Annotated in this window: 27 protein-coding genes; 14 read left to right on the top strand and 13 right to left on the bottom strand. The window is 72.4% G+C overall.

What is annotated here, in order from left to right; translation table 11 throughout:
- Entirely contained in the window at window positions 1-942 is a 942-nt protein-coding gene (locus tag ACFPFQ_RS14935) for an oxygenase MpaB family protein (protein WP_379619006.1), read from the bottom strand.
- Window positions 943-1,198: 256 nt separating this feature from the next.
- Between ACFPFQ_RS14935 and ACFPFQ_RS14930 the strand changes: the two genes are divergently transcribed.
- Window positions 1,199-1,795: a TetR/AcrR family transcriptional regulator gene (locus ACFPFQ_RS14930; protein WP_379619004.1), complete on the top strand. Its 597-nt coding sequence runs from the start codon at window positions 1,199-1,201 to the stop codon at window positions 1,793-1,795.
- A 28-nt stretch (window positions 1,796-1,823) separates the two neighbouring features.
- Here ACFPFQ_RS14930 and ACFPFQ_RS14925 read toward each other — a convergent pair whose 3' ends face one another.
- Window positions 1,824-2,006: a YdeI/OmpD-associated family protein gene (locus tag ACFPFQ_RS14925; protein WP_379619002.1), complete on the bottom strand. Its 183-nt coding sequence runs from the start codon at window positions 2,004-2,006 to the stop codon at window positions 1,824-1,826.
- A gap of 166 nt (window positions 2,007-2,172) precedes the next feature.
- Window positions 2,173-3,435 carry a M18 family aminopeptidase gene (locus ACFPFQ_RS14920; RefSeq protein ID WP_379619001.1) on the bottom strand — a complete coding sequence of 421 codons (1,263 nt, stop codon included), beginning with the start codon at window positions 3,433-3,435 and terminating at the stop codon, window positions 2,173-2,175.
- Between the two features lie 19 nt (window positions 3,436-3,454).
- On the opposite strand from ACFPFQ_RS14920, the gene ACFPFQ_RS14915 reads away from it, so the two are divergent.
- On the top strand, window positions 3,455-4,927 hold the full coding sequence (locus tag ACFPFQ_RS14915) for a GMC family oxidoreductase (RefSeq protein ID WP_379618999.1): 1,473 nt from the start codon (window positions 3,455-3,457) through the stop codon (window positions 4,925-4,927).
- Between the two features lie 36 nt (window positions 4,928-4,963).
- Window positions 4,964-6,574, top strand: a complete 1,611-nt coding sequence (locus ACFPFQ_RS14910; protein WP_379618997.1) for an AMP-binding protein — start codon at window positions 4,964-4,966, stop codon at window positions 6,572-6,574.
- Between the two features lie 9 nt (window positions 6,575-6,583).
- On the opposite strand, the gene ACFPFQ_RS14905 is transcribed toward ACFPFQ_RS14910, so the two are convergent.
- Both ACFPFQ_RS14905 and ACFPFQ_RS14900 read right to left on the bottom strand, forming a co-directional pair.
- The gene (locus ACFPFQ_RS14905; protein ID WP_379618995.1) at window positions 6,584-7,339 is read right to left on the bottom strand and encodes an arylamine N-acetyltransferase family protein; all 756 of its coding nucleotides are present in this window, start codon (window positions 7,337-7,339) and stop codon (window positions 6,584-6,586) included.
- A 220-nt stretch (window positions 7,340-7,559) separates the two neighbouring features.
- Window positions 7,560-7,976, bottom strand: coding sequence for a nucleotide triphosphate diphosphatase NUDT15 (locus ACFPFQ_RS14900; RefSeq protein ID WP_379618993.1), 417 nt, complete (start codon window positions 7,974-7,976; stop codon window positions 7,560-7,562).
- An 18-nt stretch (window positions 7,977-7,994) separates the two neighbouring features.
- Between ACFPFQ_RS14900 and ACFPFQ_RS14895 the strand changes: the two genes are divergently transcribed.
- Entirely contained in the window at window positions 7,995-10,016 is a 2,022-nt protein-coding gene (locus ACFPFQ_RS14895; RefSeq protein ID WP_379618991.1) for a M3 family metallopeptidase, read from the top strand.
- Here the strand turns inward: ACFPFQ_RS14895 and ACFPFQ_RS14890 are convergent.
- Window positions 9,947-11,173, bottom strand: a complete 1,227-nt coding sequence (locus ACFPFQ_RS14890; RefSeq protein WP_379618989.1) for a benzoate/H(+) symporter BenE family transporter — start codon at window positions 11,171-11,173, stop codon at window positions 9,947-9,949. The genes ACFPFQ_RS14895 and ACFPFQ_RS14890 overlap by 70 nt on opposite strands.
- Window positions 11,174-11,239: 66 nt before the next feature.
- Here ACFPFQ_RS14890 and ACFPFQ_RS14885 point away from each other — a divergent pair, with 66 nt between their 5' ends.
- Genes ACFPFQ_RS14885 through ACFPFQ_RS14860 form a run of 6 tightly spaced genes read left to right on the top strand, consistent with a single transcriptional unit; the run spans window position 11,240 to window position 15,508 of the window.
- Window positions 11,240-11,863 carry a helix-turn-helix domain-containing protein gene (locus ACFPFQ_RS14885; RefSeq protein ID WP_379618987.1) on the top strand — a complete coding sequence of 208 codons (624 nt, stop codon included), beginning with the start codon at window positions 11,240-11,242 and terminating at the stop codon, window positions 11,861-11,863.
- Window positions 11,864-11,904: 41 nt separating this feature from the next.
- The gene (locus tag ACFPFQ_RS14880; protein WP_379618985.1) at window positions 11,905-12,126 is read left to right on the top strand and encodes a hypothetical protein; all 222 of its coding nucleotides are present in this window, start codon (window positions 11,905-11,907) and stop codon (window positions 12,124-12,126) included.
- 37 nt (window positions 12,127-12,163) lie between these two features.
- Entirely contained in the window at window positions 12,164-13,135 is a 972-nt protein-coding gene (locus ACFPFQ_RS14875) for an MsnO8 family LLM class oxidoreductase (RefSeq protein WP_379618984.1), read from the top strand.
- Between the two features lie 15 nt (window positions 13,136-13,150).
- Complete coding sequence (locus ACFPFQ_RS14870) at window positions 13,151-14,200, top strand: zinc-binding dehydrogenase (RefSeq protein WP_379618982.1); 1,050 nt, start codon at window positions 13,151-13,153, stop codon at window positions 14,198-14,200.
- Window positions 14,201-14,245: 45 nt separating this feature from the next.
- On the top strand, window positions 14,246-14,908 hold the full coding sequence (locus tag ACFPFQ_RS14865; protein ID WP_379618980.1) for a transcriptional regulator: 663 nt from the start codon (window positions 14,246-14,248) through the stop codon (window positions 14,906-14,908).
- A gap of 9 nt (window positions 14,909-14,917) precedes the next feature.
- Complete coding sequence (locus ACFPFQ_RS14860) at window positions 14,918-15,508, top strand: histidine phosphatase family protein (RefSeq protein ID WP_379618978.1); 591 nt, start codon at window positions 14,918-14,920, stop codon at window positions 15,506-15,508.
- Between the two features lie 13 nt (window positions 15,509-15,521).
- On the opposite strand, the gene ACFPFQ_RS14855 is transcribed toward ACFPFQ_RS14860, so the two are convergent.
- From ACFPFQ_RS14855 to ACFPFQ_RS14840, 4 genes are all read right to left on the bottom strand, one after another.
- On the bottom strand, window positions 15,522-15,878 hold the full coding sequence (locus ACFPFQ_RS14855; protein ID WP_379618976.1) for a VOC family protein: 357 nt from the start codon (window positions 15,876-15,878) through the stop codon (window positions 15,522-15,524).
- 47 nt (window positions 15,879-15,925) lie between these two features.
- Window positions 15,926-16,792 carry a slipin family protein gene (locus ACFPFQ_RS14850; RefSeq protein ID WP_379618973.1) on the bottom strand — a complete coding sequence of 289 codons (867 nt, stop codon included), beginning with the start codon at window positions 16,790-16,792 and terminating at the stop codon, window positions 15,926-15,928.
- Between the two features lie 152 nt (window positions 16,793-16,944).
- Entirely contained in the window at window positions 16,945-18,858 is a 1,914-nt protein-coding gene (locus ACFPFQ_RS14845) for a primary-amine oxidase (protein WP_379618971.1), read from the bottom strand.
- Between the two features lie 19 nt (window positions 18,859-18,877).
- The gene (locus tag ACFPFQ_RS14840) at window positions 18,878-20,296 is read right to left on the bottom strand and encodes an APC family permease (protein ID WP_379618969.1); all 1,419 of its coding nucleotides are present in this window, start codon (window positions 20,294-20,296) and stop codon (window positions 18,878-18,880) included.
- Window positions 20,297-20,532: 236 nt separating this feature from the next.
- Here ACFPFQ_RS14840 and ACFPFQ_RS14835 point away from each other — a divergent pair, with 236 nt between their 5' ends.
- Both ACFPFQ_RS14835 and ACFPFQ_RS14830 read left to right on the top strand, forming a co-directional pair.
- Window positions 20,533-21,975, top strand: a complete 1,443-nt coding sequence (locus ACFPFQ_RS14835; protein WP_379618967.1) for an APC family permease — start codon at window positions 20,533-20,535, stop codon at window positions 21,973-21,975.
- Window positions 21,972-22,724, top strand: a complete 753-nt coding sequence (locus ACFPFQ_RS14830; protein WP_379618965.1) for an IclR family transcriptional regulator — start codon at window positions 21,972-21,974, stop codon at window positions 22,722-22,724. The genes ACFPFQ_RS14835 and ACFPFQ_RS14830 overlap by 4 nt, the downstream gene beginning before the upstream one ends.
- Window positions 22,725-22,813: 89 nt before the next feature.
- On the opposite strand, the gene ACFPFQ_RS14825 is transcribed toward ACFPFQ_RS14830, so the two are convergent.
- Window positions 22,814-23,869 (bottom strand): glycoside hydrolase family 16 protein, encoded by a 1,056-nt coding sequence (locus tag ACFPFQ_RS14825; RefSeq protein WP_379618963.1) that lies wholly within the window; start codon window positions 23,867-23,869, stop codon window positions 22,814-22,816.
- A gap of 269 nt (window positions 23,870-24,138) precedes the next feature.
- On the opposite strand from ACFPFQ_RS14825, the gene ACFPFQ_RS14820 reads away from it, so the two are divergent.
- Both ACFPFQ_RS14820 and ACFPFQ_RS14815 read left to right on the top strand, forming a co-directional pair.
- Window positions 24,139-24,873 (top strand): response regulator transcription factor, encoded by a 735-nt coding sequence (locus tag ACFPFQ_RS14820; protein WP_379618961.1) that lies wholly within the window; start codon window positions 24,139-24,141, stop codon window positions 24,871-24,873.
- A gap of 161 nt (window positions 24,874-25,034) precedes the next feature.
- Window positions 25,035-25,310 carry a GlsB/YeaQ/YmgE family stress response membrane protein gene (locus ACFPFQ_RS14815; RefSeq protein WP_379618959.1) on the top strand — a complete coding sequence of 92 codons (276 nt, stop codon included), beginning with the start codon at window positions 25,035-25,037 and terminating at the stop codon, window positions 25,308-25,310.
- An 87-nt stretch (window positions 25,311-25,397) separates the two neighbouring features.
- Here ACFPFQ_RS14815 and ACFPFQ_RS14810 read toward each other — a convergent pair whose 3' ends face one another.
- Window positions 25,398-25,772, bottom strand: coding sequence for a DUF4870 domain-containing protein (locus tag ACFPFQ_RS14810; protein WP_379618957.1), 375 nt, complete (start codon window positions 25,770-25,772; stop codon window positions 25,398-25,400).
- Between the two features lie 39 nt (window positions 25,773-25,811).
- On the bottom strand, window positions 25,812-26,864 hold the full coding sequence (gene hisC / locus ACFPFQ_RS14805) for a histidinol-phosphate transaminase (protein ID WP_379618955.1): 1,053 nt from the start codon (window positions 26,862-26,864) through the stop codon (window positions 25,812-25,814).
- Window positions 26,865-26,925: the final 61 nt, after the last annotated feature.

The following is a 26,925-nucleotide window of genomic DNA, read 5'->3' as shown; positions in this document are numbered from 1 at the left end:
TCAGGGCACGTAGTGCGCAGGGTTCGCGCGCTCCTCGAGCGGCGGCAGGTTCCGGTTCGGGGTGTGCACGAGCGGGGCATCAGCGGGGACGTCACCGCGCACCCGCTTCCAGCCCGCGCGGGCCCGGGGGTGGTAGCGCCGGTCGTGCGGGACGAGTGAGAACGCGGCGTTGACGGTGCGCCCGACGATCCGGTGCAGGCGCGCGTCGCGGGCCGTCCAGCGGTAGCCGAGCTTGTCGCGGATCGCCTGGTCGTACATCCCGACTGTCAGCCACACGAAGTTGCGGCCGATCGCACCGCGCACGAGGTTCCAGACCGGGTCGGGCAGCCACGGCACGGCGACGGGCTTGGGCAGGTCACTCACGTCGAGGACGTCGCGGGTGGCCTTGTTGTCCTCGAGCACGTCGGAGCACATGCGGGCCCAGTAGGCCTGGAAGTCCTCCCAGGTCGCCGGGACCGGCCGCATGCTCATCCCGTACATCCGGTACCACTGGACGTGCTCGTCGAACAGCCGACGTCGCTGGTACTCGGTGAGACCGCCCATGAAGTTCTCGGCGATCAGCAGCGTGCTGACGAAGAACGTGGCGTGCGCCCAGTAGAACGTGTCGGGGTTGAGCGCGTGGTAGCGGCGACCCTGCTTGTCGACGCCCTTGATCCGGTCGTGGTAGCCACGGATCTCGAGCGCGGTCTGCCGGGCGCGCGGGCCGTCGTAGAGCACGCCGCCGATCGGGTAGAGCGAGCGGAACAGCCGCTGCCACCGCTCGGTGAAGAACTTCGAGTGCTCCTCGACGCCGGCGCCGAGCTCGGGATGCATGTTCTGCATGGACCCGGCCCACAGCGCGATCAGCAGTCCACGCCAGTCGCCGAAGTACTTCCAGGTCAGCGAGTCGGGGCCCAAGGGTTGGGGATCCGTCTCGACATGGGTCGACTGCGCCTGGGTCACTCTCGGCCCCATTCTGTTGCTGTGCTGACCACGACCGTTGTCAGTTTAGGAGTGACAACGGTCGTGGTCAACCTGGCCCGGTCCCACGTCCGGCGCGAACGCGCGGGTTCTGTTAGGCAGGAACCCGACGGGCGGCGGGCCGGCGCTGCTGGGTGAGTGCGTCGGGGGACGCATCGATCGGTGCCGGCTCTCCGCGCCATCGGACCCGCGCCGGTAAGCTGACCACGATCGTTGTCAGCTGGAGGTGGCCCGAGACGTGACGGCGGAACCTCGCACCTGGGCCGGCCGGACCCTGAGCGATCGCCGGGACGAGCGCCGTCGCAGGCTGCTCGACGCCGGGATCGACCTGCTCGGGGGCGCCGATGGCGAGGTCATCGGCGTCCGCTCCGTGTGCCGGCGGGCCAAGCTCACCGAGCGCTACTTCTACGAGAGCTTCGCCGACCGGGACGCGCTCGTGATGGCCGTCTACGACGACGTGGCGGCGCAGGCCCATCAGGTGCTCGTCGATGCGGTCACCGCCGCCCCCGACCGGCGCGCGCTGGCGGAAGCCGCCGTCACGGCGTTCGTCGACCTCATCCTCGACGATCCGCGCAAGGGCCGGGTGCTGCTGCTCGCCCCGATGACCGACGCCTCGTTGTTCGGCCGCGGGATCGAGCTGGTGCCCGGGTTCGCCGCGCTGGTCAAGGCGCAACTGCCGGCCGGGGTCGACGAGCCCGAACGGGCGATGGCGGCCATCGGGCAGGTCGGGGCGCTCACGCACCTGTTCATCGCCCACCTCGACGGCACGCTCGTCGTGCCCCGGGAACGGCTCGTGGCGCACTGCGTGCGGCAACTGCTGCGAGCCGGAACCTGAACCCGCCACGACCTGGACGCCGGTGGCGTCAGGAGCCCGGCAGCACCGTGGCGATCACCTTCTCGACGCGACGGGCGCGGGTCGCCGCAGCCTTCGCACCCTCCACCGCGAGCACATGCGCTCGCTGGTTGCTGTAGGTCAGCGCGTCGAACGCCGCCTTCGCCCGCGGGTCGGCGGCCAGCGCCGCGGCGAGGTCGTCCGGCACGGTCACCGTGCGCGGCGCCGTGTCCAGCTGGCCGACCGGTTCTCCCGCCGTGGATCCCTCGCAGCCGCCGGCGTGCTGCAGGCCCCCGCGTCGAGATTGCAGGAAAGCCACTTTCCCGCAACGACGTTGCGGGAAAGTGGCTTTCCTGCAACGCGGGTGGCGGGGCGCTCCCTCAGACCGGGTCGGTCAGGAACGCCGTGGCCGCCGCCATCAGCATCCCGGGATCGGCCACCCCGCACAGCTCGCGGGCCGAGTGCATCGACAGCACCGGGATCCCGACGTCGACGGTGCGGATGCCCAGCCGCGTGGCCATGATCGGCCCGACGGTGGTGCCGCACGGCACGGTGTTCTTGCCGACGAACACCTGCGTCGGCACGCCCGCGTCACGGCAGGCGCGCTGCCAGGCCGCCGCGCCCGGGGCGTCGGTGGCGTAGCGCTGGTTGGCGTTGACCTTGAGCGCCGGGCCGCCGTTGGGCAGCGACTGGTGCGTCGGGTCGTGCAGCTCCAGGTAGTTCGGATGGGCCGCGTGGGTGACGTCCACCGACAGGCAGCGCGACGCGGCGAAGGCCTCACCTCGAGCGTCGAAGCCGCCGGCGAGCCTGGTCAGCAGGTTCTCCAGCAGCGGGCCCGCCGCTCCCGTCGCCGAGCCGCTGCCGATCTCCTCGTGGTCGAACCCGACGAACACGGGGATCACCGCCAGTTCGGCGGTGGCCGCCGCGGCGAGCAGCGCCGAGATGCCGGCGTGCACGGACGCGAGGTTGTCCAGCCGGGGCGCCGCGAGCAGTTCGAGCTCCTCACCGATCCGCGCGGGCGGGGTGACGTCGTGGACGACGAGGTCGTGGGCGGCCACGTCGGCGGGGTCGATGTCGACCTCGCTGGCCAGGAACTCGATCAGGTCGCCCTCGGCGGGGGAGCCGAGACCCCAGATCGGCAGGAGGTGCTGCTGCGCGTCGAGCTTGAGGCCCTGGTTGACGCTGCGGTCGAGGTGGATGGCGAGCTGCGGCACGCGCAGCAGCGGGCGGTGGACGTCGACCAGCACCGTGGAGCCGTCGTAGAGCGCGAGCCGCCCGGCGAGGCCCAGGTCGCGGTCGAGCCACGAGTTCCAGATCGCCCCGCCGTAGACCTCGACGGCCACCTGCCGCCAGCCGCCGCGGCCGACGTCGGGCACGGGCTTGACGCGCAGCGTGGGTGAGTCGGTGTGCGCGGCGAAGACCCGCAGCGGCGTGCCGGTCGGTGCCGTCGCCGGCACGTACCAGGCCAGCACCGTGCCGTCGCGCACGAGGTAGCGCCCGCCCGAGCCGCCCGTCCAGGGCCCGGCCTCGGCCTGCTCGGTGAAGCCTGCCGCCTCCAGCCGGCGGACGGCCTCGCCCACCGCGTGGTACGGCGACGGGGCGGCGGTGATGAATTCGGCGAGATCCTGCGCGAGATCGTCCATCGGCTGCCATCCTGCCTCAGTGGCCGTGCGTGCAGTCGACGTGGTGGTGGTCGGGGCCGGCACGGCGGGTTCGGCGTTCGCGGGCCGGCTGAGCGAGGCTCCCGGTCGCACCGTGCTGCTGCTGGAGGCCGGTGGGGCGAGCTGGCCGCCGGAGATCCGCGACGTCACCTCGTTGGCCGCCACCGACCCGCGCCACCCGTGGAACTGGGCACACCCGGCTCGGCTGCGGGCGCGCCGCTGGGAGCTCGTGCCCCGCGGGCGGGGCCTGGGCGGGTCGAGCGCGATCAATGGCGCGGCGTGGGTGCGGGTCACGCCCGCCGACGCCGACGGCTGGGGGATGCCCGGGTGGGGATGGGCCGACCTGCTGCCGCACTACATCCGCAGCGAGGACGACCGTGACCTGTGCGGACCGCTGCACGGCCGTGGGGGTCCGGTGCCGGTGCAGCGACCCTCGGGTGCGCTGCTGCACCCCGCCGCGGAGCGCTTCCTGGCGGCGGCGGCCCGGCTCGGGTACCCGGCCGAGCCGGACCTGAACGCGGGCGGAGCCCCCGGTGCCGGGCTGGTGCCGAGCAACAGCGTCGACGGCGTGCGGGTGAACGCGGCCATGGCCTACCTCGCGGCCTACCGCGCCGGCGAGCGTCCGGGCCTGACCGTACGGACGGGCGCATCCGTGCTCCGGATCGTGCTCGACGGGACCCGCGCGGTCGGCGTCGAGCTGGTGGGCGGCGAGATCGTCGAGGCGGGGGAGGTGGTGCTCGCCGCGGGGGGGATCGGCACGCCGGAGCTGCTGCTGCGCTCCGGGATCGGACCCGGCGACGGGCTGCGCGCCGCCGGCGTCGCGGTGCGCCACGAGCTGCCCGGCGTGGGGCAGGGCTTCTCCGACCACCCCGCCGTCTTCGTGCCGTTCGCCGACACCGACCCGCCCGTGCACGACGGCGCCCCCGCCACGCAGGCCGCGCTCAACTTCGACACCGGTGCCGACCCGCCCGGTGACGCCGAGGTGCTGCTGTTCGTCCGCCCGTTCGTGGTGGGCGGACCGCTGCACGCGATGTGCCTGCTGCAACAGCCCGACAGCCGGGGCACCATCACCCTGGACGCCGCCGGAGAGCCGGTGATCGAGCACCACTACCTGCGCACCGAGCACGACCGGCGTCGGCTGCGGCACGCCATCCGCACTGCTGCCGAGCTGCTGCGCGCCGGGTTGGGCTCGCGCGTCGACCCGCCCGGCGACGTGCTGGGCAACGACCGCCGGCTCGACGGCTGGATCGCCGCCCACCTCACCACGGCGGCGCACCTGTGCGGGAGCGCCGCGATGGGCCCGGTCGTGGACCCGGACCTGCGCGTGCGGGGGCTCGACGGCCTGCGCGTCGTCGACGTGTCGGTGCTGCCGACCGTCCCCCGGCGTGGCCCCGCGGCAACGGCCGTGGCGATCGGCGAGAAGGCCGCCACCACCGTCGAGAACGAAGTTGTGGTGATCCAAAAGCCCCGTTGATCTTCATAAGTGCGTTCTCGACGGCAGGATGGGCCCATGAGCGACCGGATTGCTGAACTGCTCGCCCGGTTCGGTGCGTCCGATGCCTCGGCGGCCGAGCTGCTGTGCGACGGCCACCCGGCGCACGCGATCGCGTTCACGGTCGTCGAGGCCGACATGAGCGCCCGCGACGTCACCTACGGCGAGCTGAGCCGCGAGTCCGCGCGCTTCGCCGCGGCGCTGGCCGACCTCGGCATCGGGCCCGGCGACGCCGTGGGCGTGCTGATGGGCAAGTCGGTGGCGCTGGTCGTCGCGCTGATGGGGATCTGGCGGCGCGGCGCCGTCCATGTCCCGCTCTTCACCGCGTTCGCGCGCCCGGCGGTGGCGCTGCGGCTGACCGCGGCGAACGCCCGCCTGGTGATCACCGACTCCGACCAGCGAGCGAAGCTCGCACCCGGCGAGGACATGCCGGCCAGCCCGCCGTGGCGCGTGGTCGTCGTGGGTGCCGAGCCGGGTCGCGGCGAGTACTCCTTCGACGCGCTGATGGCCGTCTCGACGCCACGGGACGGGGAGACCGCCGCGGTCGTCGGCGGCGACGGCGTGCTCGTGCAGCTGTTCACCTCCGGCACCACGGGTACCCCCAAGGGCGTGCCCGTGCCGCTGCGCGCGCTGGCGTCGTTCGTCGCCTACCTGGAACTGGGGCTCGACGTCACCGAGGACGACGTCTACTGGAACGCGGCAGATCCCGGCTGGGCCTACGGGCTCTACTACGCGATCCTCGCCCCGCTGGCCGCCGGGCGGCGCAGCCTGTTGCTGCATGCGGGCTTCTCCGCGCCGCTGACCTGGCAGTTGCTGCAGCACCACGGCGTCACCAACCTCGCCGCGGCGCCCACCGTCTACCGGGCGCTCGCGGGCACCCCGGCACCCCCCGGCCTCGCGCTGCGGCGCGCGTCGAGTGCGGGGGAGCCGCTGACCCCGGACGTCGTCGCGTGGTCCACGGGCGCGCTGGGCGTCGAGGTGCGCGATCACTACGGCCAGACCGAGCACGGCATGGTGATCGTCAACGGGTGGGCCGACTCGGTGCGCGAGACGCCGCAGCCGGGGTCGATGGGCCGACCACTGCCGGGCTGGAGCTGTGCCGTGCTGCGCGACGACACGGCCGAACCGGCACCGCCGGGGACGCCGGGCCGGGTGGCGATCGACGTGGGCGGGAGCCCGCTGGGCTGGTTCACCGGCTACGTCGACGACCCGGGGCGCACCGCGCAGCGCTTCACCGACGACGCGCGCTGGTACCTCACCGGGGATGCCGGCACCGTCGACGACGAGGGCCGGTACTACTTCTCCTCCCGCGACGACGACGTGATCATCATGGCCGGCTACCGGATCGGCCCGTTCGAGGTCGAGAGCGTGCTGGTGCAGCACGACGCGGTCGCCGAGGCGGCGGTCGTCGGGATGCCGGACGCGCTGCGCGGCGAGGTGCTGGAGGCGTTCGTGGTGCTGCGCCCGGGCGCCCAGCCGGGCGTCCGGCTGGTCGACGAGCTGACGGAGCTGGTCAAGACCCGGTTCGCCGCCCACGCCTATCCACGCGCGGTCCATGTGGTGGACGCACTGCCCAGGACGCCGAGCGGCAAGGTGCAGCGCTTCGTGCTGCGCGCGCGGGGAGTCTGAGGCTCCCGCTCAGGACGGCAGCGGCGCCGGTTCCTCCCAGGTGCCGGCCACCACGATCCCGAACCGCTGCGCCAGCACGGCGCGCTCCTGCTCGGCGTCGAGCGTCCGTTCCGTGCGGCCGGCGTCGTCGACCTCGGCGAACGCGCCGTTGAGCAGGGAGATCCGGCCGCCGGGGGTGGGCAGGGAGGCGAGGCGGCGGGCGACGAAGTGCGAATCCGGGTCGTGCTGCTGGTAGTGGCACCTGCCGGTGAAGTCGACCAGCTCGCGCGGCTGCGCCGTCCAGCTCCAGCCACGCTCCCAGCGGCCGTCGGAGTGCCGCTCGGCCGTCCACCACAGCTCGCCGTCGCGATGGACCTGGACGTCGCCGTGCTCGCCCGGAATCAGCGGCACGGGACGCAACTGCCCCGACCCGTTGCCGACGTCGACGAGCACCCGCCCCGACGGCGTGCCGACCAGCAGCCGCAGGTGATCGAAGTCGGCGCCCCGGACCCCGTCCGCGCCGACCGTGAAGGCCGAGACCAGCGTGACCTCGTGGCCCAGCTCGCGCAGGAGCGCCGCGAACAGCCCGTTGAGCTCGTAGCAGAAACCGCCGCGACGGCGCTGCACGATCTTGGCGTACAGGTCGTCGACGTCCAGCGACAGCGGAACCCGCAGGTGGATGTCGTAGTCCTCGAACGGGACGTTGCGCACGTGCGCCTCGTGGAGCTCGGCGAGCGTGGCGGTCCGGGATGCGCCGATCCGGGCGAGGTAGGCGTCGACGTCCATGCCGGTGAGCCTGCCTGCTGAACCCGGGTGCAGGTCAACCCCGCTGCCCAGACCGCCGATTTCGCCATCCTGACACGCCGATGTCGCCATTCGAACACGCTGATTCGGCCGTTCCGACACGCCGAGTGGGCGATCTCGACACACCTTCGCGGCCCGACACGTGCTGAGACGGCGAATCACCGTGCTGAAACGGCGACATCGGCGTGTTGGATCGGCGAAATCAGCGGCTGACGTGCGGTTCGAGCTGGTCGAGGTACTGCGCCAGCGGCCCGAACAGCTCCCCGCGCCGTGCGCGCAGCTCGTCGGGGGTGAGCCAGGCGAGGTCCGTCGCCTTCTCCGGTTCCATGATCCGCGCCTCCCCGCCCCGACGCGCGCACGCGACGAACAACGTCACGTAGTGGCGGCCGATGGCGAGCATCGGGTCGTCGGTGAAACCGAGACGGGCGGTGGCGACGACCGTCAGCCCGGTCTCCTCGGCCACCTCGCGCACGGCCGTCTGCTCGGGGGACTCGCCGAACTCCTGGTGCCCGCCGGGCAGCCCCCAGGTGCCGGCGCCGTGCGCTCCGGCGCGGCGCAGCACGAGCAGCCGATCGCCGTCCCGCACGACCGCCCCGACTCCCACCCGAACCTGTGTCACCGGCCTATCCTCGCCGGGGTGACAGTGAACCCGTTCCTCGCCCCGAGCCCGTTGCCGTTCCAGTTCCCGGATTTCGACGCGATCTCCGAGGAGCACTTCACGCCGGCGTTCACCGCGGGGATGGAGCAGGAGCGCGCCGAGGTCGCCGCGATCACGGCCGACCCGCAGCCCGCGACGTTCGAGAACACGATCGTCGCGCTCGAGCGTTCCGGTCAGACGCTGAACCGGGTCGCGACGGTCTTCTACTCGCTGGTGTCGTCCTGCAGCACGCCCGGCATCCGCGCGATCGAGGCGGAGCTGGCGCCGCAGCTCGCCGCGCACGCCGACGCGATCACGCTCGACCCGGCACTGTTCGCCCGCATCGACGAGCTCTTCACGATTCGCGCCGAGCTGGGCCTCGACGCCGAGTCGCTGCGGCTGCTGGAGCGCTACCACCGCGACGCGGTCCGGGCGGGCGCCCGCCTCGGCGCCGTCGAGCAGGATCGGCTGCGGGTCATCAACGCCGAGCTGTCGGCGCTGGCCACCGACTTCGGCGCCAAGCTGCTCGCGGAGGCCAACGACTCCGCGGTGCACGTCTCCGACCCGGCGCAGTTGGACGGCCTGGCGCCCGATGCGGTGTCGGCCGCGGCGCGGGCCGCCGAGTCCCGCGGGCTGGGTGGCCACCTGATCACGCTCGTGCTGCCCACGGACCAGCCCGTGCTCGCCTCCCTCACCGATCGCGGGCTGCGCGAGCGCGTGCACGCCGCGTCCGTCGCCCGCGGCTCGCGCGGCAACGAGCACGACACGCGCGCCATCGTCGCCCGGATCACCACGCTGCGCGCCGAGCGCGCCCAGCTGCTCGGCCACCCGCACCACGCGTCGTGGGTGGTGGACAACGCCACCGCGGGCACCGTCGAGGCGATCGACGCGATGCTGGGCAAGCTGGCGCCGATCGCCGCCGTCAACGCCCGCGCCGAGGCTGCGGACCTGGGCACCGACGCCGGGCACACCATCGAGGCCTGGGACCGCGCGTTCCACGAGGAGCGGGTGCGCCGCGAGCGCTTCGCGATCGACGCCGACGCGCTGCGCCCGTACTTCGAGCTGGACCGCGTGCTGCACGACGGTGTCTTCCACGCCGCCGGGCTGCTCTACGGGCTGCGGTTCGCCGAGCGCCACGACCTCCCGCGCCACCACCCCGACGTGCGGATCTTCGATGTTCACGACGATTCGGGGCAGCTCGGCCTGTTCGTGGCCGACTTCTACGCCCGCGACTCCAAGCGCGGCGGCGCGTGGATGACGTCCTTCGTGGAGCAGTCGCGGCTGCACGGCACGCAGGCCGTGGTCACCAACACGCTCAACATCCCCAAGCCCGCCGACGGCGAGCCGACGCTGCTCACGATCGACAACGTCCGCACGATGTTCCACGAGTTCGGCCATGCCCTGCACGGCCTGTTCTCCGATGTGACCTATCCGCGGTTCTCCGGCACGAGCGTGCCGCGTGACTTCGTCGAGTACCCGTCGCAGGTCAACGAGATGTGGCTGGACCACCCGGAGATCCTGCGCAACTACGCGAGGCACCACGTCACCGGCGAGCCGTTGCCCGCCGAGCTCGTGGAGCGCCTCGCGGAGTCCCGGACGTTCGGCGAGGGCTACGCCACCACGTCGTACCTGGCCGCCGCGTTGCTGGACCAGGCATGGCACCGGCTCGCGCCGGGCGCTGCCGTCGACGACGTGCTCCAGTTCGAGGCCGACGCGCTGGCCGCCGCCGGGCTGGTGGTGCCCTCGGCGCCCACGCGGTACCGCAGCACCTACTTCAACCACGTCTTCGGCGGCGGCTACAGCGCCGCCTACTACTCCTACATCTGGAGCGAGGTGCTCGACGCCGACACCGTGGAGTGGTTCGAGGAGAACGGCGGGCTACGCCGGGAGAACGGCGACACGTTCCGCCGCGAGCTGCTCTCCCGTGGTGGCGCGGTGGATCCGATGGCGGCCTACCGGGCCTTCCGCGGCCGCGACCCGGAGATCGCGCCGCTGCTCGCGAGGCGGGGGCTGGCCGGCTGATCCGCATCGGGGCGTGCTCGCCTGCGGTGCAGCAGCGCCATCGCGCCGCCGGCGAGCAGGCCCCAGAACGCGCCGCCGATCCCGAGGAACCCGACGCCCGCCGCCGTCACGACGAAGGTGACGATCGCGGCTTCCCGGCCCTGCTCGTCGGCGAGCGCCGCAGCGACCGATGAGGTGAGCGCGCCGAGCAGCGCGAGGCCCGCGACGGCCGACACCAGCACCGGCGGCGACAGCAGGATCACCGCCGTGGCGGCACCGGCGCCGAGCCCGAGCACGATCATGCCGGCGCCTGCGGTGACCGACGCGATCCAGCGCCGCTCGGGAGGACCGGCGTCGGGGCCTGCCGCCAGCGCGGCGCTGATCGCTGCCAGGTTGACCGCGTGCCCGCCGAACGGGGCACCGAGCAGCGTGCCGACCCCCGTCGCGCCGAGGATCGGGCCGAGTTTCGGCCGGTAGCCGAACTGCGCCAGCACCGCCATGCCGGTGACGTTCTGGGACGCCATCGTCACGAGGAACAGCGGCAGCCCGACGCCGACCAGCGTGGCCACGTCGAAGCTCGGCGGTGTCCAGACCAGCACCGGAGCCAGGTCGATGCCGGACAGGCCCGGCCCGGTGACGGCGATCAGGACCACCGCCACCACGAGCGCGGCGGGCACCGCCCACCGGCGCGCGAACCTGGCCAGCACCGCCCAGACGATCACGACGGGCGCGGCCAGCAGCGGGATCTCGGCCACGGCATGCACCGGCGCGATGCACAGCGGCAGCAGCACTCCGGCCAGCATCGCGCCCGCGAGGTGGGCCGGGATCGCGGCCACCAGCCGGGCCAGCGCCGGCACCAGCCCGGAGACGACGATCAGGACCCCGCACAGCAGGAACGCCCCGACCGCTGCCGGGAAGCCGCCGGGCTGCGCACCCGCCGACAGCAGCAGCGCGGCGCCGGGCGTCGACCAGGCGATGCTGATCGGCATCCTCGTCCGCAGGCCCAGCACGATCGCCACCAGTCCCGAGGCGACGCTGACCACCAGCAGCCCGGATGCGGCCTGGTGCTCGTCGGCGCCCACGGCGCGCAGGCCGGAGAGGACCACCGGGAAGGCGCCGCCGAAGCCGATGACCGCCGTGACGACCCCGGCGAGGACAGGCTGAAGAACACGTCCCACGACAGGGGTCCCCTCACATCACGTATCGTTCCGCAAACGGAACGATCTGGGAGCGACGATAGCAACATGACGGCGGCAGGCGCGAGCGAAAGACCGGCGATGCTCGACGGCGCGGCCGACGTCGGGGCGCGCGTCACGGCACTGCGCGGCGAGCGCGGCCTCTCGCTCTCGGCACTGGCCCGGCGCGCATCGATCGGCAAGGCCACGCTGTCGGGGCTCGAGAACGGATCCCGCAATCCCACGCTCGACACCCTGTACTCGGTGGCGGCCGCACTCGGGGTGCCGATCACCGCGATCGTCGGGACCCCCGCGGGCGGCGGGCCGTCGACGGTGCGCGGATCCGCGACCGAGACCGTGGTGCTGCACGTCTTCGACGACGGACCGGTCACCTACGAGCTGTGCCGGATCCGGATCCCCGCCGGAGCCACGCAGCGCTCGCCCGCGCACCATCCGGGGGTCACCGAGCACATCACGGTGTTCTCCGGCGCGCTGCTGGCCGGTCCCGTGGACGCGCCGCTGCGGGCCGGGCCGGGGGAGCACATCGCGTGGCCCGCTGACGTTCCCCACCTCTACGCCGCGACCCCGGAGGGCGACGTGGCGGCGAGCCTCCTGATCCGCTCGCCCCGAACAGGGGAAACTGCCGAGCCGGGTCCGCGGGCCCCCGGATACGCTGACCGGATGAACCTCTGAGTTCCCCCTCGTCCGCTCGCCACCACATCTCGGAGGTCTCCGTGTCCCAGCCCGTTCCGTCCGCACCCGATCAGCCCGAGTCCGCCGAGCTGGAGGCCCAGCCCGTCGCCGACGACGCCGAGGTCGAGGAGGAGGCGCCGCTCAACCGCGCCGACCGCCGCGCGAAGGCGAAGCTCAACGACCCGTCGCACGTCGGGCCGCGCGGCGCCAACATCAAGCCGGGTGGGCGCGGTCCGCGCAGCCACAGCAAGCGTCCGATCTGATCGGAATTCGGCCCGGCGGGGCCGCGTTGCACAGGCGATGATCCCGCCCGTCCGACTGTCGCTGCTCGACCGCTCCCGCACCCGGCTCGGTGAACCGGATGCGGCCGCGCTGCAGCACACCGTCGAGCGGGCGATCCATGCGGAGGAACTCGGCCACCACCGGTTCTGGGTGGCCGAGCACCATGGCGTCCCGGGTATCGCGAGCGGCAGTCCCGCCGTCCTGATCGCGGCGGTCGCCGGGCGCACCGGCCGGATCCGGGTGGGCTCGGGCGGCGTGATGCTGCCCAACCACCAGCCGCTGGTCGTCGCCGAGCAGTTCGCGATGCTGGAGGCCCTGTACCCGGGCCGGATCGATCTCGGGGTCGGGCGCTCGCTGGGTTTCACGTCGCCGGTGCGTGCGGCGCTGCGCCGCGACGTCGATGCACCCGACACGTTCGCCGCCGACCTCGCCGAGCTGCGCGCCTACCTCGACGGCCGGGCCGCGGTCACCGCCCGCCCGCAGCTCGACCACGCGGTGCCGGTGTACGTGCTGGCCACCGGCCGCGGCCTCGCGGTGGCCGGTGCTGCGGGCCTGCCCGTCGTCGTCGGCGGGCCGGTGCTCGACGGCGCCGGGATCGTCGAGGCGCTCGCCGACTACCGCGCCCGGGCCCTCGCCGCGGGTGCGCGGCCGTACGTGATCGTCTCGCTGGACGTGCTCGTGGCCGACTCCGACGCGGCGGCCCGCGAGCTCGCGCTCCCGGAGGCCTGGGCGCTCGCGGCGGCGCGCACCACCGGGCAGTTCCCGGCGCTCGAACCGGTGGATCTCGAGCGTCCGCTCTCGTCCCGGCAGCGCACCCTGGTCGAGGACGCGGTCGGCCGTACGGTCGCCGGCTCGGCGGCCACGGTGTCGGCGCAGCTGGACGACCTGTTCGCCCGCACCGGAGCCGACGAGCTGCTGGCGTCCACGTCCACGTTCGACCGCGCCGCGCTGTGGGAGTCGGACGCGCGGCTGGCACGCCTGCTCGCATAGGCGAGACTCGCTCCCGTGCGCGCTGTGGTGATCGAGACGTTCGGAGAGCTGCCGACGGTCCAGGTGGTGCCCGACCCGGCCCCGGCCGCGGGCGGAGTGGTGATCACCGTCGAGGCCACCGGCGTCTGCCGCAGCGACTGGCACACCCTGCAGGGGCACGACGCGGACGTCCGGCTGCCGCACGTGGCCGGGCACGAGCTGGCGGGCCGGATCGCCGCGATGGGCCCGGACGTGCGGGGATGGCGCGTCGGTGAACGCGTCACGGTGCCCTTCGTCTGCGCGTGCGGCCGCTGCGAGCAATGCGCATCGGGCAACCAGCAGATCTGTGACCGGCAGTTCCAGCCCGGTGCCACGCACTGGGGCTCGTTCGCGGAGCACGTGGCGATCGACAACGCCGAGGTCAACCTCGTGCGCATCCCGGACGCGCTGAGCTCCGTCACGGCTGCGGCGCTGGGCTGCCGGTTCGCCACGGCGTTCCGTGCGGTGCTGCGCCAGGGCGACGTGCGCCCCGGGCAGTGGGTGGCGGTGCACGGCTGCGGCGGGGCCGGGATCTCCGCCGTGATGCTCGCGGCCGCGGCAGGCGCCCAGGTGGTGGCCGTGGACCTCGCTCCCGCGGCGCTGGTGCTGGCCCGGGAGCTGGGCGCGGTGGCCACGGTCGACGGCCGTGTGACGGCCGACACCGCCGCTGCCGTCACCGCGATCACCGGTGGGGGAGCGCACCTGTCGCTCGACTGCGTCGGGTTGCCTGCCACCTGCGCCGCGTCGGTGTCGTCGCTGCGCAAGCGCGGCACCCACGTGCAGGTCGGGCTGATGCCACCCGTCCAGGGTGTGCCCCCGATCCCGATGCACCGGGTGATCGGCAACGAGCTGCGCATCGTGGGCACCCACGGCCTGCAGGCGCACGAGTACCCCGCGATGCTGCGGTTCGTCGCAGGTGCGGGCCTGGACCTCGACCGCATGGTGGGCGCCACGATCGCGCTCGACGGCGTGCCCGCCGCACTGATGGCGATGAACGACCCGGTCCCGGCGGCGGCCGGGGTGACCGTGGCCGAGCTGGTGCGCTGACCTGGCCCGTTGACGTGGGTGGACCCGCGGCCGAGACTCGAGCGCATGACGCCGTCCGCGCCGCCGGGGCGGTACTCGACCCCGGATCTGCTGGTGCTGCACGCCGTGCGCGTGAGCGGCGTGGCCGACGACGGCGCGGTGGCCCGGCGGACCGGGATCGGCCTGGCCGAGGCTTCCGAACTGCTGCAGGACGGTGAGGCGTTCGGCTGGGTCAGCCGCGTCGCGTTCGCCGGTACCAGCGGGTGGACGCTCACCGAGCGGGGCCGGGTGGAGGACACGAGGCGGCTCGCCGAGGAGCTGGACGGGGCCGGGGTCCGGGCCGCCGTCGCCGCCGCGCACGCGGCGTTCGTGCCGTTGAACGCGCGCCTGGTGCGGGCCTGCACCGACTGGCAGCTGCGGCCCGACGAACGCGACCGGCTCGCGGCCAACGACCACGGCGACGCGGCGTGGGATGCGCGCGTGCTCCACGAGCTCGCGGCGCTCGCCGCCGAACTCGAGCGGTTGGTTGCCGCCCTGGCCGCTGGACTGGCGCGGTTCGGCGGCTACGACCAGCGGTTCTCCGGTGCACTGGCACGTGCCCGGTCGGGCGAGACGCGGTGGGTGACGGGCGTCGGCATCGCGTCGTGCCACACCGTCTGGATGGAGCTCCACGAGGATCTGCTCGCGACGCTGGGCATCGCGCGCGGCGCGGAGCGGCAACCCGGCTAGGTTGCTCCGATGGCGACGCGACGGCTCTACGTGGTGCGCCACGGCGACGCCGACGAGTTCGGGGAGCTCACCGAGCACGGGCGCCGGCAGGCGAGCCTGCTGGGAGCGCGGCTGGCCGGGCTGCATGTCGACGCCGTGTGGCACTCGCCGCTCCCGCGCGCCGCGGCGAGCGCCCGGGAACTCGCCCGCCATCTCCCTGACGTCCCGGTGGCAGAGGCCGCCGAGCTGGTCGACCACGTGCCCCACGTCCCGGCCGAGATCCCCCCGGCCTGGGCCGGCTTGTTCGACGGCTACGCCGATGCCGAACTGGCGTCCGGCGAGCAGCTCGCCGAAGCGCTGGTCGCCCGGTTCGCCCGTGCCGCCGATCCGGGGTGCCGGCACGAGGTCCTCGTGACGCACGCGTTCCAGGTGGCGTGGCTGGTGCGTCACGCCCTCGACGCGCCTGCGTCGCGGTGGATGGGCCTCAACAGCGCCAACACCGGTCTGACCGTGATCGACTACCGCGACGGCCTGTCGCCGATGATCGTGATGTTCAACGACATGGGCCACCTGCCGCCGGACCTGCGCTGGTCGGGGTTCCCGGCAGAACCGCGGCCCTGAGCGCCGGGACGGATCAGCTCACGCACAGGCAGAACGGGTGCCCTGCCGGGTCGAGGAACACCCGGAACGAGGTGCCGGGCTGGTGCTCGTGCTTGGTGGCGCCGAGCTCCAGTACCGCGGCCTCGCCCGCATCCAGGTCATCGACGATCACGTCGATGTGCATCTGCTGGGGCACGTCCTGGCCCGGCCACACGGGCCGGTTGAAGTGCTCCACCTGCTGGAAGGAGAAGCACTGGCCGTTGTCGGCGCGGATGTCGGCCCAGTCGGCGGAGGCGTCGACCTTCCAGTCCAGCAGGGTTCCGTAGAACTCCGCGAGGGCGCCGGCGTCGGGGCAGTCGAGGACGATGCTCGGGAAGCGTGCGATAGCCATGGCGCCACGCTAGAGCCGATTGCGGACGATCTACTTCCGGTTCTGGGTCAGCCGACCTGGGGAAACGGGTGCGCCTGCCCGTTCTCGGGCGACGGCATGGGAGCCGGGACCGGTACCGGCGCGGGAGCAGGTGGGGCCGTGTCCTGCTTGGCCCGGTCGGTGGCTGCCTCCAGGAACCGCAGCAGCTCCACCGGGAACGGCAGGATGAGCGTGGAGTTCTTCTCCGACGCCACCTGCACCACCGTCTCCAGCAGCCGCAGCTGCATCGCGGCCGGGTGCTGCTCCATGGCCGCGGCGGCCATCGTGAGCTTCTCCGACGCCTGCAGCTCGCCATCGGCGCTGATCACGCGGGCCCGCCGTTCCCGCTCGGCCTCGGCCTGCCGTGACATCGACCGCTTCATCGACTCCGGCAGCGCCACGTCCTTGATCTCGACGCGGTCGATGTGCACGCCCCAACCCAGCGCGGGACTGTCGATCAGCAGCTCCAGGCCCTCGTTGAGACGCTCGCGGTTGGACAGCAGGTCGTCGAGGTCGCTCTTGCCGATGATCGAGCGCAGCGACGTCTGGGCGACCTGGCCGATCGCGGACGTGTAGTTCTCGACGTCGACGATCGCCCGCACCGGGTCGATCACCTTGAAGTAGACGACCGCGTCGACCCGCACGGTGACGTTGTCGCGCGTGATGCCGTCCTGCGCGGGCACGGGCATCGTCACGATCTGCATGTTGACCTTGCGGATCTTGTCGATGCCCGAGTTGATGCGGACGAGGCCCGGCTCGCGCACGACCTCCTGCACCCTGCCGAAGCGGAACACGACGCCGCGCTCGTACTGCCGGACGACCTTGAACCCAGAGGCGAACCACACGCCCCCGACACCGATCAGGCCGAGTGCGATATCCAGGATGGCCGTGAACATGGCGAACTCCCCGTGCCCGGTACGGATCACGGCCCGCCCGGGCACCCCTCACGGTACGCCGGATATGAGCCGCGTCACACCGGTTGCAGGAAAGCCACTTTCCCGCAACGACGTTGCGGCAAAGTGGCTTTCCTGCAAGTCCGGTCACCGGCTCAGTGGCAGCTCTTCGCCGCCCCCGGCACGTCGAGCGCGGGGTTGCGGTCGAAGAAGCCCGCCGGCTTGAGGGTGAAGCCCGTGTAGTCCACCGGCATCACCGGCCAGTCCTCCGGACGCGGGAAGTGCGTGGTGCCGAACGTGTGCCAGACGACGACGTCCTCCCCGTCGAGCGGACGGTCGGCCGCCACCCAGGCGGGCAGGCCCGCCCCGCCGGCGTTCTGGTTGACGAAGTCACCGGCCGGGTAGCGCTCGGCGGCGTCGTAGCGCGTGACCCACAGGTGCTTGGTGGCGAACGTGGCGCGCGCGTGGATCGACGAGGCGTCGTCGGCCAGCATCGTGGCCTTGTTCTCCGGCAGCAGGACGTAGCCCACGTTCTGGCCCATCGCGTTCTGCTTCTCGGGGTTGACGATGTGCCAGGCCCGCGTGATGGAGCCGTCGGCGCTGCGTTGCGCCTGTGACTCGCTGGTCAGGCGCGTACGGCGCTGGCGGAACGCGTTGCCGTACGGGTTGTCCGGGCCGATCGGCACGCGCTCGGCCTCCACCTCCTCCACCGCGTTGCGGACGCCGTCGACGGTCATGTCCAGCCGCGCGGAGAACAGGTGCTGGTGGTACGGCGCGCCCAGGCCGGGCGCGACCTCGGTGGAGTAGTCGTTGCCGCCTGCGGGGTAGGCCGCCGTGAACACGATGCCGGTGGCCTTGACCTCGAGTTGGATGGTGCCGTCGAGGTAGAGGTACCAGTAGAAGCCGTAGTCGTAGTTGCCGATCGGCGTGAAGAACGAGAACACCATCCGCCGCTGCCGCCGGGTCTCGGCGCTGCCGGTGAACATGTCCGAGTGCTTCCACAGGATGCCGTGGTCCTCCTCGTGCATGCAGATCGCGTTGGTGATCGTCTTCGGGTTGCCCAGATCGTCGGCGATCACCGCGTCGAGGTAGTGGATCTCACCGAGGCAGTCGCAGCCCAGCTGCAGCGAGTCGGCGTAGCGGGCGAACATGTACTCGCCGCAGTCGAAGTAGTTCTGCCAGAACCGCACCGGCGACGGGTCGGCGTAGGGCACCACCATCTCCGCCACCGACGCCCGGTAGACGATCGGCCGCCCGTCGAAGCTGATCTGGTGCAGGGTCAGGCCCTCACGCTCGTTGAACCCGACGCGCAGGTCCCACTTCTCCCACCGGATCCGGTTGCCCTCCACGGAGAACGACGGGCCTTCCGGCTGCGTGATCTCGATCGGGCGCAGCGTCTCCCGCGCCGGCCCGACGAACTCCGGGTCGTCGAAGTTGCCCGAGGTCGACGGCACCGGCAGGACGGCCTCGTCGATCACCCGGTCGACGCTGCGCGCCGTCAGGTCGACGTAGGCGACGAGCCCGTCGATCGGGTGCGCCCACGGGTGGTCGCGCTCGTGGTCCTGCTGGAAGCCGAACGCGCGGACGATGCGACGGCCGGCCTCCCCGGGGTAGTCGTAGACACCTGCCGACAGCGGCACGGCCCGCACCGACGCCGGTGCGATACCCCGCTTCTCCAGCGCCGCGAGCCACGCCGGCTCGGCGTTGAGGATGTCCTCGATCAGCTCGAACTCGGTGTCGATGATCGGCGGCTGGCCGTCGACCGGCGGGTCCAGCTCGCGGGACGACACGACGTCGCCGCTGGTGGCGGACACGACGGTGTCCCACGAGCGGCCGCTCGCGAGGTCCAGCAGCACGGCCCGGAAGCGGCGGTCGACCGCGTCACCGTCGTGGTGCTCGAGCACCGCGGACTTGACGGGCTCCTCCGGGGCGAAGAACGCGAACCGGACGGTCTCGGTGAGCAGTCCGGCCGTCACGAGCGCGGCGCGCACGGCGTCGACCTCGGCTGCGGTGGTCATGCCGAGCGGGTGCTCGACGGCGATGCCCGGTCGGGCCTCGGCGATGGTCATGGGTGCTCCTCCTCGAAGCTCAGGCTGCGGTAGTGGCGGCGGGCGGCACGGGGACGACGGCGTCGCGGCGCAGGCGCGCCCACAGCGCGCCGGCGACGAAGAAGACGACGAGCACGGCGCCGATGCCGATCGCGAGCCCGGTGGAGCCACCGATCAGTGTCGGGAAGTTCGTGATCGTCAGCCAGAGGAACACCAGCAGCCCGACGAGCCCGAGTCCCGGCGCGATCTGCGTCTGCCACGGGCGCGCATCGACCCGGGAGCGGCGGAAGAACACGACGACCGCCAGGCAGGTCAGCGCCATCAGCGCCAGCACCCCGAGCGTCGCGGTGCCGGCCATCCAGGCGAAGACCTGCGCGACGGGGTCCATCCCGGCGAGCGCGAACACCGCGATGAGCACCAGCGCGCTCACCGACTGCGCGAACGACCCGATGTGCGGGGAGCCGTGGCGCACGTGGCTGCGCCCGCAGGCCGCGGGAAGCGCACCGCTGCCGCCGAGCGCGAAGATGTAGCGCGACAGCACGTTGTGGAACGACAGGATCGCGGCGAACATGCTGGTCACCAGCAGCACCTGCGCGATGTCACCACCGGCGGCGCCGAGGTAGTTGGCGATGGTGGTCAGCAGCATCCCGCCCGGGTCGGCGCCGGCCGCCGTGACCGCGCCCGCGTCGCCCCACGCCGTCACGACGGCCCAGCCCGACAGCGTGTAGAAGGCACCGATGAGCAGCAGCGCGAGGTAGGTGGCCCGCGGGATCGTCCGGCCGGGGTCGCGCGCCTCGTCGCGGAACACCGCGGTGGCCTCGAACCCGATGAAGCTGGCCACGGCGAACATCAGCGCGATGCCGAGCGAGCCCGACCCGATCTGGGACGGCACGAGCAGCGCCGTCGACGGACCCTCGGCACCGCCGCTCCCGGCGACGACGACGTCGAAGACGAGGACGATCGCGACCTCGCACACCAGCAGCACCCCGAGCACGCGGCTCGAGAGCTCGATGCGGCGATAGCCGAGCACCGCGACGACGGCCAGCACGAGCACCGACCACAGCCACCACGGCAGGGCCGGGCCGCCGTAGTGCTGCACGAGCCCGTCGATGACGGCGCCGATGTAGCCGTACACGGCGAGCTGGACGGCCGTGTAGGTCGCCAGGGCGAGGAACGCCGTGCCGAGACCCGCGATCCGGCCCAGCCCGCGTTCGACGTAGGTGTAGAACGCCCCGGCGTTGGGGACGTGTGGGCTCATCGCGCAGAACCCGACGGCGAACAGCATCAGCACGGCGGCGCAGAGGGCGAACGTGGCGGGGAAGGCGGCGCCGTTGCCGATCGCGATGCCCAGCGGCACGGTGCCGGCGATGACGGTGAGCGGGGCCGCGGCCGCGACCACCATGAAGACGATGGAACCGACGCCGAGCGAACCGCTCAGCGTGTGCGTGCGGTCGGTCATGCGGACCTCCCGTAACGGGGGAATGGGGCGTGAGCAGGGGCGACGGTCGCCCGCCTGCGGCGGCAGCGTCAACGCGTGGTGCGGCGGCGCGCGAAGGCGCACGTGACGGCTCTCACAACGCGGGAATCGGCGGGCGGGGTTTTCTCATTCGAGATGCACCGGCTCGGCATCCGCCGTATCGCCACGTTAGCGTGCGCCGCTTAGGCTCGCTGACCTGCGATGGAGAGGACCCGTTGATGCGGCAGACCGGGCTCGCCGGGCTCCGGCACCGCTCGCCGGTGCACGGCCTGGACCGGCGCAACCTCGGCCCGGCCGAGGTACTGGCCCAGTCGGTCTCCAGTGCGGCGCCCGCCGCGGCGATGGCGGCGGCACCGGTGATCGCGGCCAGCACCGCGGGCAGCGGCACCCTGTGGTCGTTCGTGGTCGCGACCGTCGTGTCGCTGCTGATCGGCAGCTCTGTCGGCCAGTTCACGCGGCGGATGGCGGTGGCGGGCTCGCTCTACAGCCTCACGGCGAAGGGGTTGGGCCCGGCGGCCGCCTTCACCTCCGGCGTCGCCCTGCTGGTGGGGTACGGCGTGCTCGCGATGGGCGCACTCACCGGGGCCGCCACCTACCTGGGGGCCCTGCTCGCCCGGATCGGCCTGACCGCGGCGGGTTCGCGCCCGACCCTGCTCGTGGCAGTGGTCGTGCTGGGCCTGCTCGCGACGGCCGGGGTGCTGGCCAGGGTTCGGCTCTCGGCGCGCGTGGTGCTGCTCGTCGAGGCGCTCTCGATCAGCCTGATGGTGGTGGTGTTCGTCGTGCTGCTGGGCGCCAGTGCCGTGACGGAGGCGCCGCCCGCCGCCCAGCCGGTCGCGCTGCCGGAGCCGCACCTGCTCGGGATCGCCGCCGGTGTCCTTCCCGCGCTGAGCGCGTTCATCGGGTTCGAGGCCGCCACCGCGCTCGGGGTGGAGGCGCGCAGGCCGTTCCGCACGATCCCGCGCGTCGTGATGTGGACGGCCTCCGGCGCCGGCGTGCTGCTGCTGTTCGCCACCTACACGCAGCAGGTGAGCAACGCGTGGGCCGCGGGGTCGGAGCCCGTGCCGGCACTGGCCATCGCCATCGGGCAGCCGTGGCTGGCGGTGGTGCTCGACATCGGCATCACGATGTCGTTCACGGCCTGCACGCTGGCCACGCTCAACGCGCTGGTGCGGGTCGTGTTCTCGATGGCGCGCGATGGGATCGCGCCTGCCGCGTTGGGCGTCACCCACCGCACGAGGCGCATCCCGCACGTCGCGATCGCCGCGGTGCTCCCGATCATCACGGCCGTGCCGGTCGCGCTCATCGCCGCCGGGATCCCCGGCGCGGACGTGCTCGCGACGGTCCTGACCGTGGCGACCGTCGGCTACCTCGTCGCCTACCTGCTCGTCAGCCTCGCCGCGCCGCTGTTCCTGCGGCGCATCGGCGAGCTCACCCCGTTGCCGGTGATCGTCGCCGCCGTGCTGGTGCCGGTGCTGCTGGTGGCGCTCGTCGCGTTCGTCGCCTCGGCGTGGGGTGGCGTGATCCCGATCGTGATGGGCGTCATCGCCGTGGCCGGCCTCGCCTGGTGGACGTGGCTGCGCATCCGCAGGCCCGAGCGGCTGGCCGCCATCGGCGTCTACGACGAGACGGTCGCGGCGGACGTCCTGGACGGCGCGTCGTGACCTCTCTCGACCCGATCCCGCTGTCGGGCCGCCAGCCACGCGCCGTGCGCAGCGCGCTGGCGGTGATCGAGGAGGTGGTGGCGGCGGGGCCCGGCGTCACGGCGAAGGAGATCTCGGCGGCGCTGAAGCTCCCGCAGGCCACCACGTACCGGCTGCTGAACCTGCTGGTCGGCGAGGAGTACCTGGTGCGGCTGCCGGACCTGCGCGGGTTCGCGCTCGGCCGCCGGGCCGCGCGGCTCGCCCTGCCCGTGGTCGCCACCCCGCCCGCCGCCGCGCGAGCGGTGGTCGAGCACCTGCGCGGGATGGTGCGCTGGGGAGTGCACCTGGCCTCGTTCCGCACCGGCCAGGTGATGCTCGTCGACCGCGATCCAGACCACCCGCCCAGCGAGGACGTGCTGCTCGCCCGCAACCCGCACGCGTCGGCGCTGGGCCGGCTGCTGCTGGCCGACCAGCCCGAATGGCGAGCGGTCGCAAGGGACCTGCGACCACTGACCGAGCACACCGTCACCGATCCCGCCGCGCTCGACGGGCACCTGCTGGTCGTCGAGCGCACGGGACTGGCCCGCCAGTGCGGTGAGGTGCGGCCCGACCGGGGTTGCCTCGCCGTCGCGGTGCGCGATCCGGCCTCCGGGACGCTGGTGGCCGGGCTGGCGCTCTGCGGACCGGCGGCGCGGGTCGCCGAGCCCAACGACGAGCTCGTGCGGCTCCTGCGTGAGCACGCGGACCGGCTGGTGCCGCTGCTGGCCTGAGCCGTCCCGGAAACGACCCGTCCCGCCCGGTGGGGAGCGCCGGGCGGGACGGGGGACTACCGGAGGGGGAGTCGTTGGGGGGTGCCGGCCTACTTGTAGATCCGGACGTAGTCGACCAGCATCTGCGTCTGCTGCTTGACCCCGCCGAAGTTGTCCAGCTGGATCGCGAGGTGCATGGGCTGGCTCGGAACGGTCTTGCCGTCGGTGCTCTGGAACCACTGCACCCCGTCGATGTAGCCGGTGACCCGGCCGTCGACCCACTCCACGGCGTAGTTGTGCCACTGGGTGAGGTCGAGCTGCTTCGAGGCGCTCACCTGCTGGTTGCTGGAGCTGTAGTGCAGGTAGAACCCGACGTCGCTCGAATCGCTGGTGGTCTCGGCGAAGTCGACCTCCGGCGGCCACCCGTCCTGCGGCCACAGCAGGAGCACGGGGTGGTAGTTGCCGTCGCCCTTCGGGAACTTGGCGCGGACCTCCCACTTGCCGTAGGTCTGGTTGTCGTTCCAGGCCATGCCGCCGGTGTTGCCGCCGGCGTCGCCGTTGATCGTCAACAGCCCGCCGCCGACGGAGATCGAATCCCGGGTGCGCCTGCCGTTGCCGTTGTGGCCCGCGCCGTCGTAGGGACCCCACTTGCCGCTGAGGGACGAGCCGTTGAACTCGTCGCTGTCGACGAGCGTCCAGCCCTTGGCGGTGGCGGCCTGGGTGCCGTTGCCGCCGCTGCCGCCCACAGGTGGTGCGGCGGGCTTGGGTGGGGCGGCGGGGGCGTTCGCGTTGACCTTCGGCGGCACGACCGGCTTGGGCGCGCTGGTGGCGACCGGGGGAGCGCTGGTGGGCGGCGGCGGGGTCGCGGACGTGGTCGGCGGCTCCGTCGTCGCCGGGGTGTTGTGCGCGAGCGCGGTGCTGAGCTCGGGGGATGCGACGACGTCGTCGGTGGGCTTCACGACCGTGATCACCACGGTGGCCACCAGCATCACGGCAGCTCCGACGGCCAGCGGTGCGAGCCGCCTGACCGACGTGCGCTGCTTGGTTGGAGCATCTCTGGTGACGACGGCAGCGGGGAGCCGGTGCCGTCCCGTGGCCTCGAACTGGGAGTCGTGCTCCGCTGAGATACGTGCGATCAGCTCGGTCGGGGATTCCGGGCGATCCATCGCAGCGGAGGAATTCCGTCGCATAGGCCAAGAGACTAGGGAAGGTGACACCCCGTGATCACCGAACCTGAGAACTCAGGTTGCTCGTGGGCGCCCACAGGTCGCTCACGCGCGCCAGAACGCACTCGATCGGCCCTGAAGGACCCGTTTTGTACTCCGTTCGGCCCAGCGAGACTCTCAGCTCTCTGTGAAACGACACCACTCGACCGGGTGAAGTCGTCCCGTTAGAGGATTGTTATCGCATCGCGCATGCGAGAGGGTTGCCCGCGATGCTCCCTGCTGCTCCCCCGGGGGGTGCGTCCTCGTCCGCACCGGAACTCGTTCCGGCCCCACGTGCGTCCGTGCCCCCGAATGATCATGTCCTGCTGGCGCTGCCTCCTACGGCCGCGTCGGCTTCCGTCCTGCGCAGCCTTCGCGCCGAGGGGGTCTCCGTGAGCCCCGTGAGCGATGGCATCGGTGTCCTCGACGCCGTACGCGCCCGAGGTCCCGCCCTCCTGGTGCTCGACGTCGAGCTGCCCGGGCCCGATCAGTCCGCCGTGCTCGCTGCCGTCCAGTCCGAGGCGCCGAACGTGTCGGTCATCGCCGTCACGCCGCGGGAACGGCGGGCCGGCCTGCTGGGGCTGTTGCGCGGCGACCGCGACGACTACCTCCTGCGCCCGTTCGCCGTCGACGAGCTCGCGGCCCGCATCCGACTGCGCCTGCGGCTCGGTGCACCCGTGGAGAACACGGTGCTGCGCCAGGGCGAGTTGATGGTCGACACGGAGTTCGGCGAGGTCTCCGTCGACGGCCGGCAGGTGTCGCTCTCGCCCACCGAGTACGCGCTGCTGCTGGCGCTGCTCGCGACCGCGGGCGAGGTCGTGGCTCCCGATCGCCTCGCCAAGGACGTGTGGTCCGAGCCGGCGTCGGCCAACCTCGTGCAGGTCTACATCTCCTACCTGCGCCGCAAGATCGGTCCGGAGCGGATCCGCACCGTGCGCGGCGAGGGCTACGTCCTCGAGGCCTGAGGTTTCTCGGCCGTTTTCGCTCGTTCGGCTGAACGGGGGACGTCTGTCCGATAACTCTTCGGGTGTCAAGGCCTGTCATGGCGTGCGGCCCAGGTCACAGCGTGCTACTCAGTCCCCACAAGGTCGCGTTGTGGTGCGACCACACACGTCGGGAGTTGATAATGACAGTAGGCGGCATCATCTCGGCCATCGTCATCGGTGCGATCCTGGGCATCGTCGGCAGGCTGCTGGCGCCCGGAAAGCAGAACATCCCGATCTGGCTCACGATCGTCGTCGGCATCGTGGCTGCGTTCATCGGCACGTTCATCGCGAAGCTGATCCACGTCAACAACACGCCGGGCATCGACTGGATCGAGCTCATCCTGCAGGTGGTCGTCGCCGTCATCGGCGTGATCGCTGTCGCCGGGATCTGGGGTCGGCGCGGGGTCAGAAGCTGACCTGACGGTCGCCACTGACGACAAGGCCCGGTCCCGGATCTCCGGGGCCGGGCCTCGTTCATGCATCGCCTTCGTCGTTCGCGACGCTCAGGTGACGACCCGCACGGTCAGCGGATAGCGGAAATCCTGCCCCTGCGCGGCCCGGATCGTCCCGAGGATCACGCAGACCAGGTAGAACGCGCCGTAGAGCGGCAGCAGGACGAATCCGATGAGCAGGAACAGCAGCAGGCTGAAGATCACCGTCCAGACCAGCGCGTTGATCTGGAAGTTCAGCGACTCCACCGCGTGCCGCCTGATGTAGACCGACTCTGGGCCCTTCACGAGCATGACGATCAGGGGTGCGATCAACCCCAGCGCGAACCAGGCCGTGATGATGCTGCCGATGTGGGCGGCGACGGCCCAGTTGCGTTCTTCGGGCAGTGGGATGACAGCTCCGCTGTAGCCCGGTGACGGATAGGTCATACGGCATTGAACCGCCCCCGGGGTGTGCGTGGCGCGCCCCTACCGGGCGAAACTGCGCGCCGCGGCGATGAACGCGTCGTTCTCCTCCGGCGTCGAGACGGTGACCCGGGCGCCCTCCGGGTGGAACGGGCGCACCACCACCTTGTGGTCGAGGCAGTGCTCCGAGAAGGCATTGGTGCGGTCGCCGAGTGCCAGCCAGACGAAGTTGGCCTGCGTCGGCGGCACGGTGTAGCCGGCCTCGAGCAGCGCGTCGCGCACCCGGACCCGCTCGCTCGCCACCTCGACGCAGGTGGCCAGCAGCTCCTCGGCGCAATCGAGTGCGGCGACGGCGGCGGCCTGCGCCACCGTGCTGACGCTGAAGGGCGTGCGGACCTTGCGCAGCGCCTCGGCCACCGCGGGCGTCGCCACCGCGTACCCGACGCGCAGCGAGGCGAGCCGCCACGCCTTGGAGAAGGTGCGCAGCACCACGAGGTTCGGGTGGGCGTCGAGGAGATCCATGCCGTCGACGGCGTCGGGGTCGGTGAGGAACTCGTGGTAGGCCTCGTCGAGCGCCACGAGCACGTCCGGGCCGACGGTGGTGAGGAAGCGCTCCACCTCGGTGCGGCTCAGCGCGGTGCCGATGGGGTTGTTCGGGCTGCAGAGGATGACGAGCCGCGTGTTGGGTGTGACAGCGGCGGCCATCGCGTCGAGATCGTGGCGGAACTCGGCGTCCAGCGGCACCTTGACGACCGTGGCCCCGGCGATCTGCGTGACGATGGGGTAGGCCTCGAAGGAGCGCCAGGCGAACACCACCTCGTCGGTGGGCTCGAAGCAGGTGGCCTGGATGAGCTGCTGGCAGATGCTCACCGATCCGCAGCCGGTGACGATGCGCGCCGGGTCCACGCCGTGCTGCAGGCCCAGCCGGGTGGCCAGGTCGGCGACGCCCTGGTCGGGATAGCGGTTGCTGCCGAGCGCGGCCTCGGTGATGGCGGCGAGAACGGCGGCGGGCGGCGGCAGCGCCACCTCGTTGCTGGCCAGCTTGATCGCTCCGGGGACCACGCGGCCGGGGGCGTACGCGGGCAGGGCGTCGAGGTCGGCGCGGATCAGCGTCATGCGCCTCACCCTATGCATGCCGATCCTGTCCCGACCACGTTCCCGTGCGAGTCTGTTGCGC

It is taken from the genome of Pseudonocardia sp. GCM10023141 (genome assembly GCF_042653605.1).
This window is presented reverse-complemented; position numbering and strand designations above follow the sequence as displayed.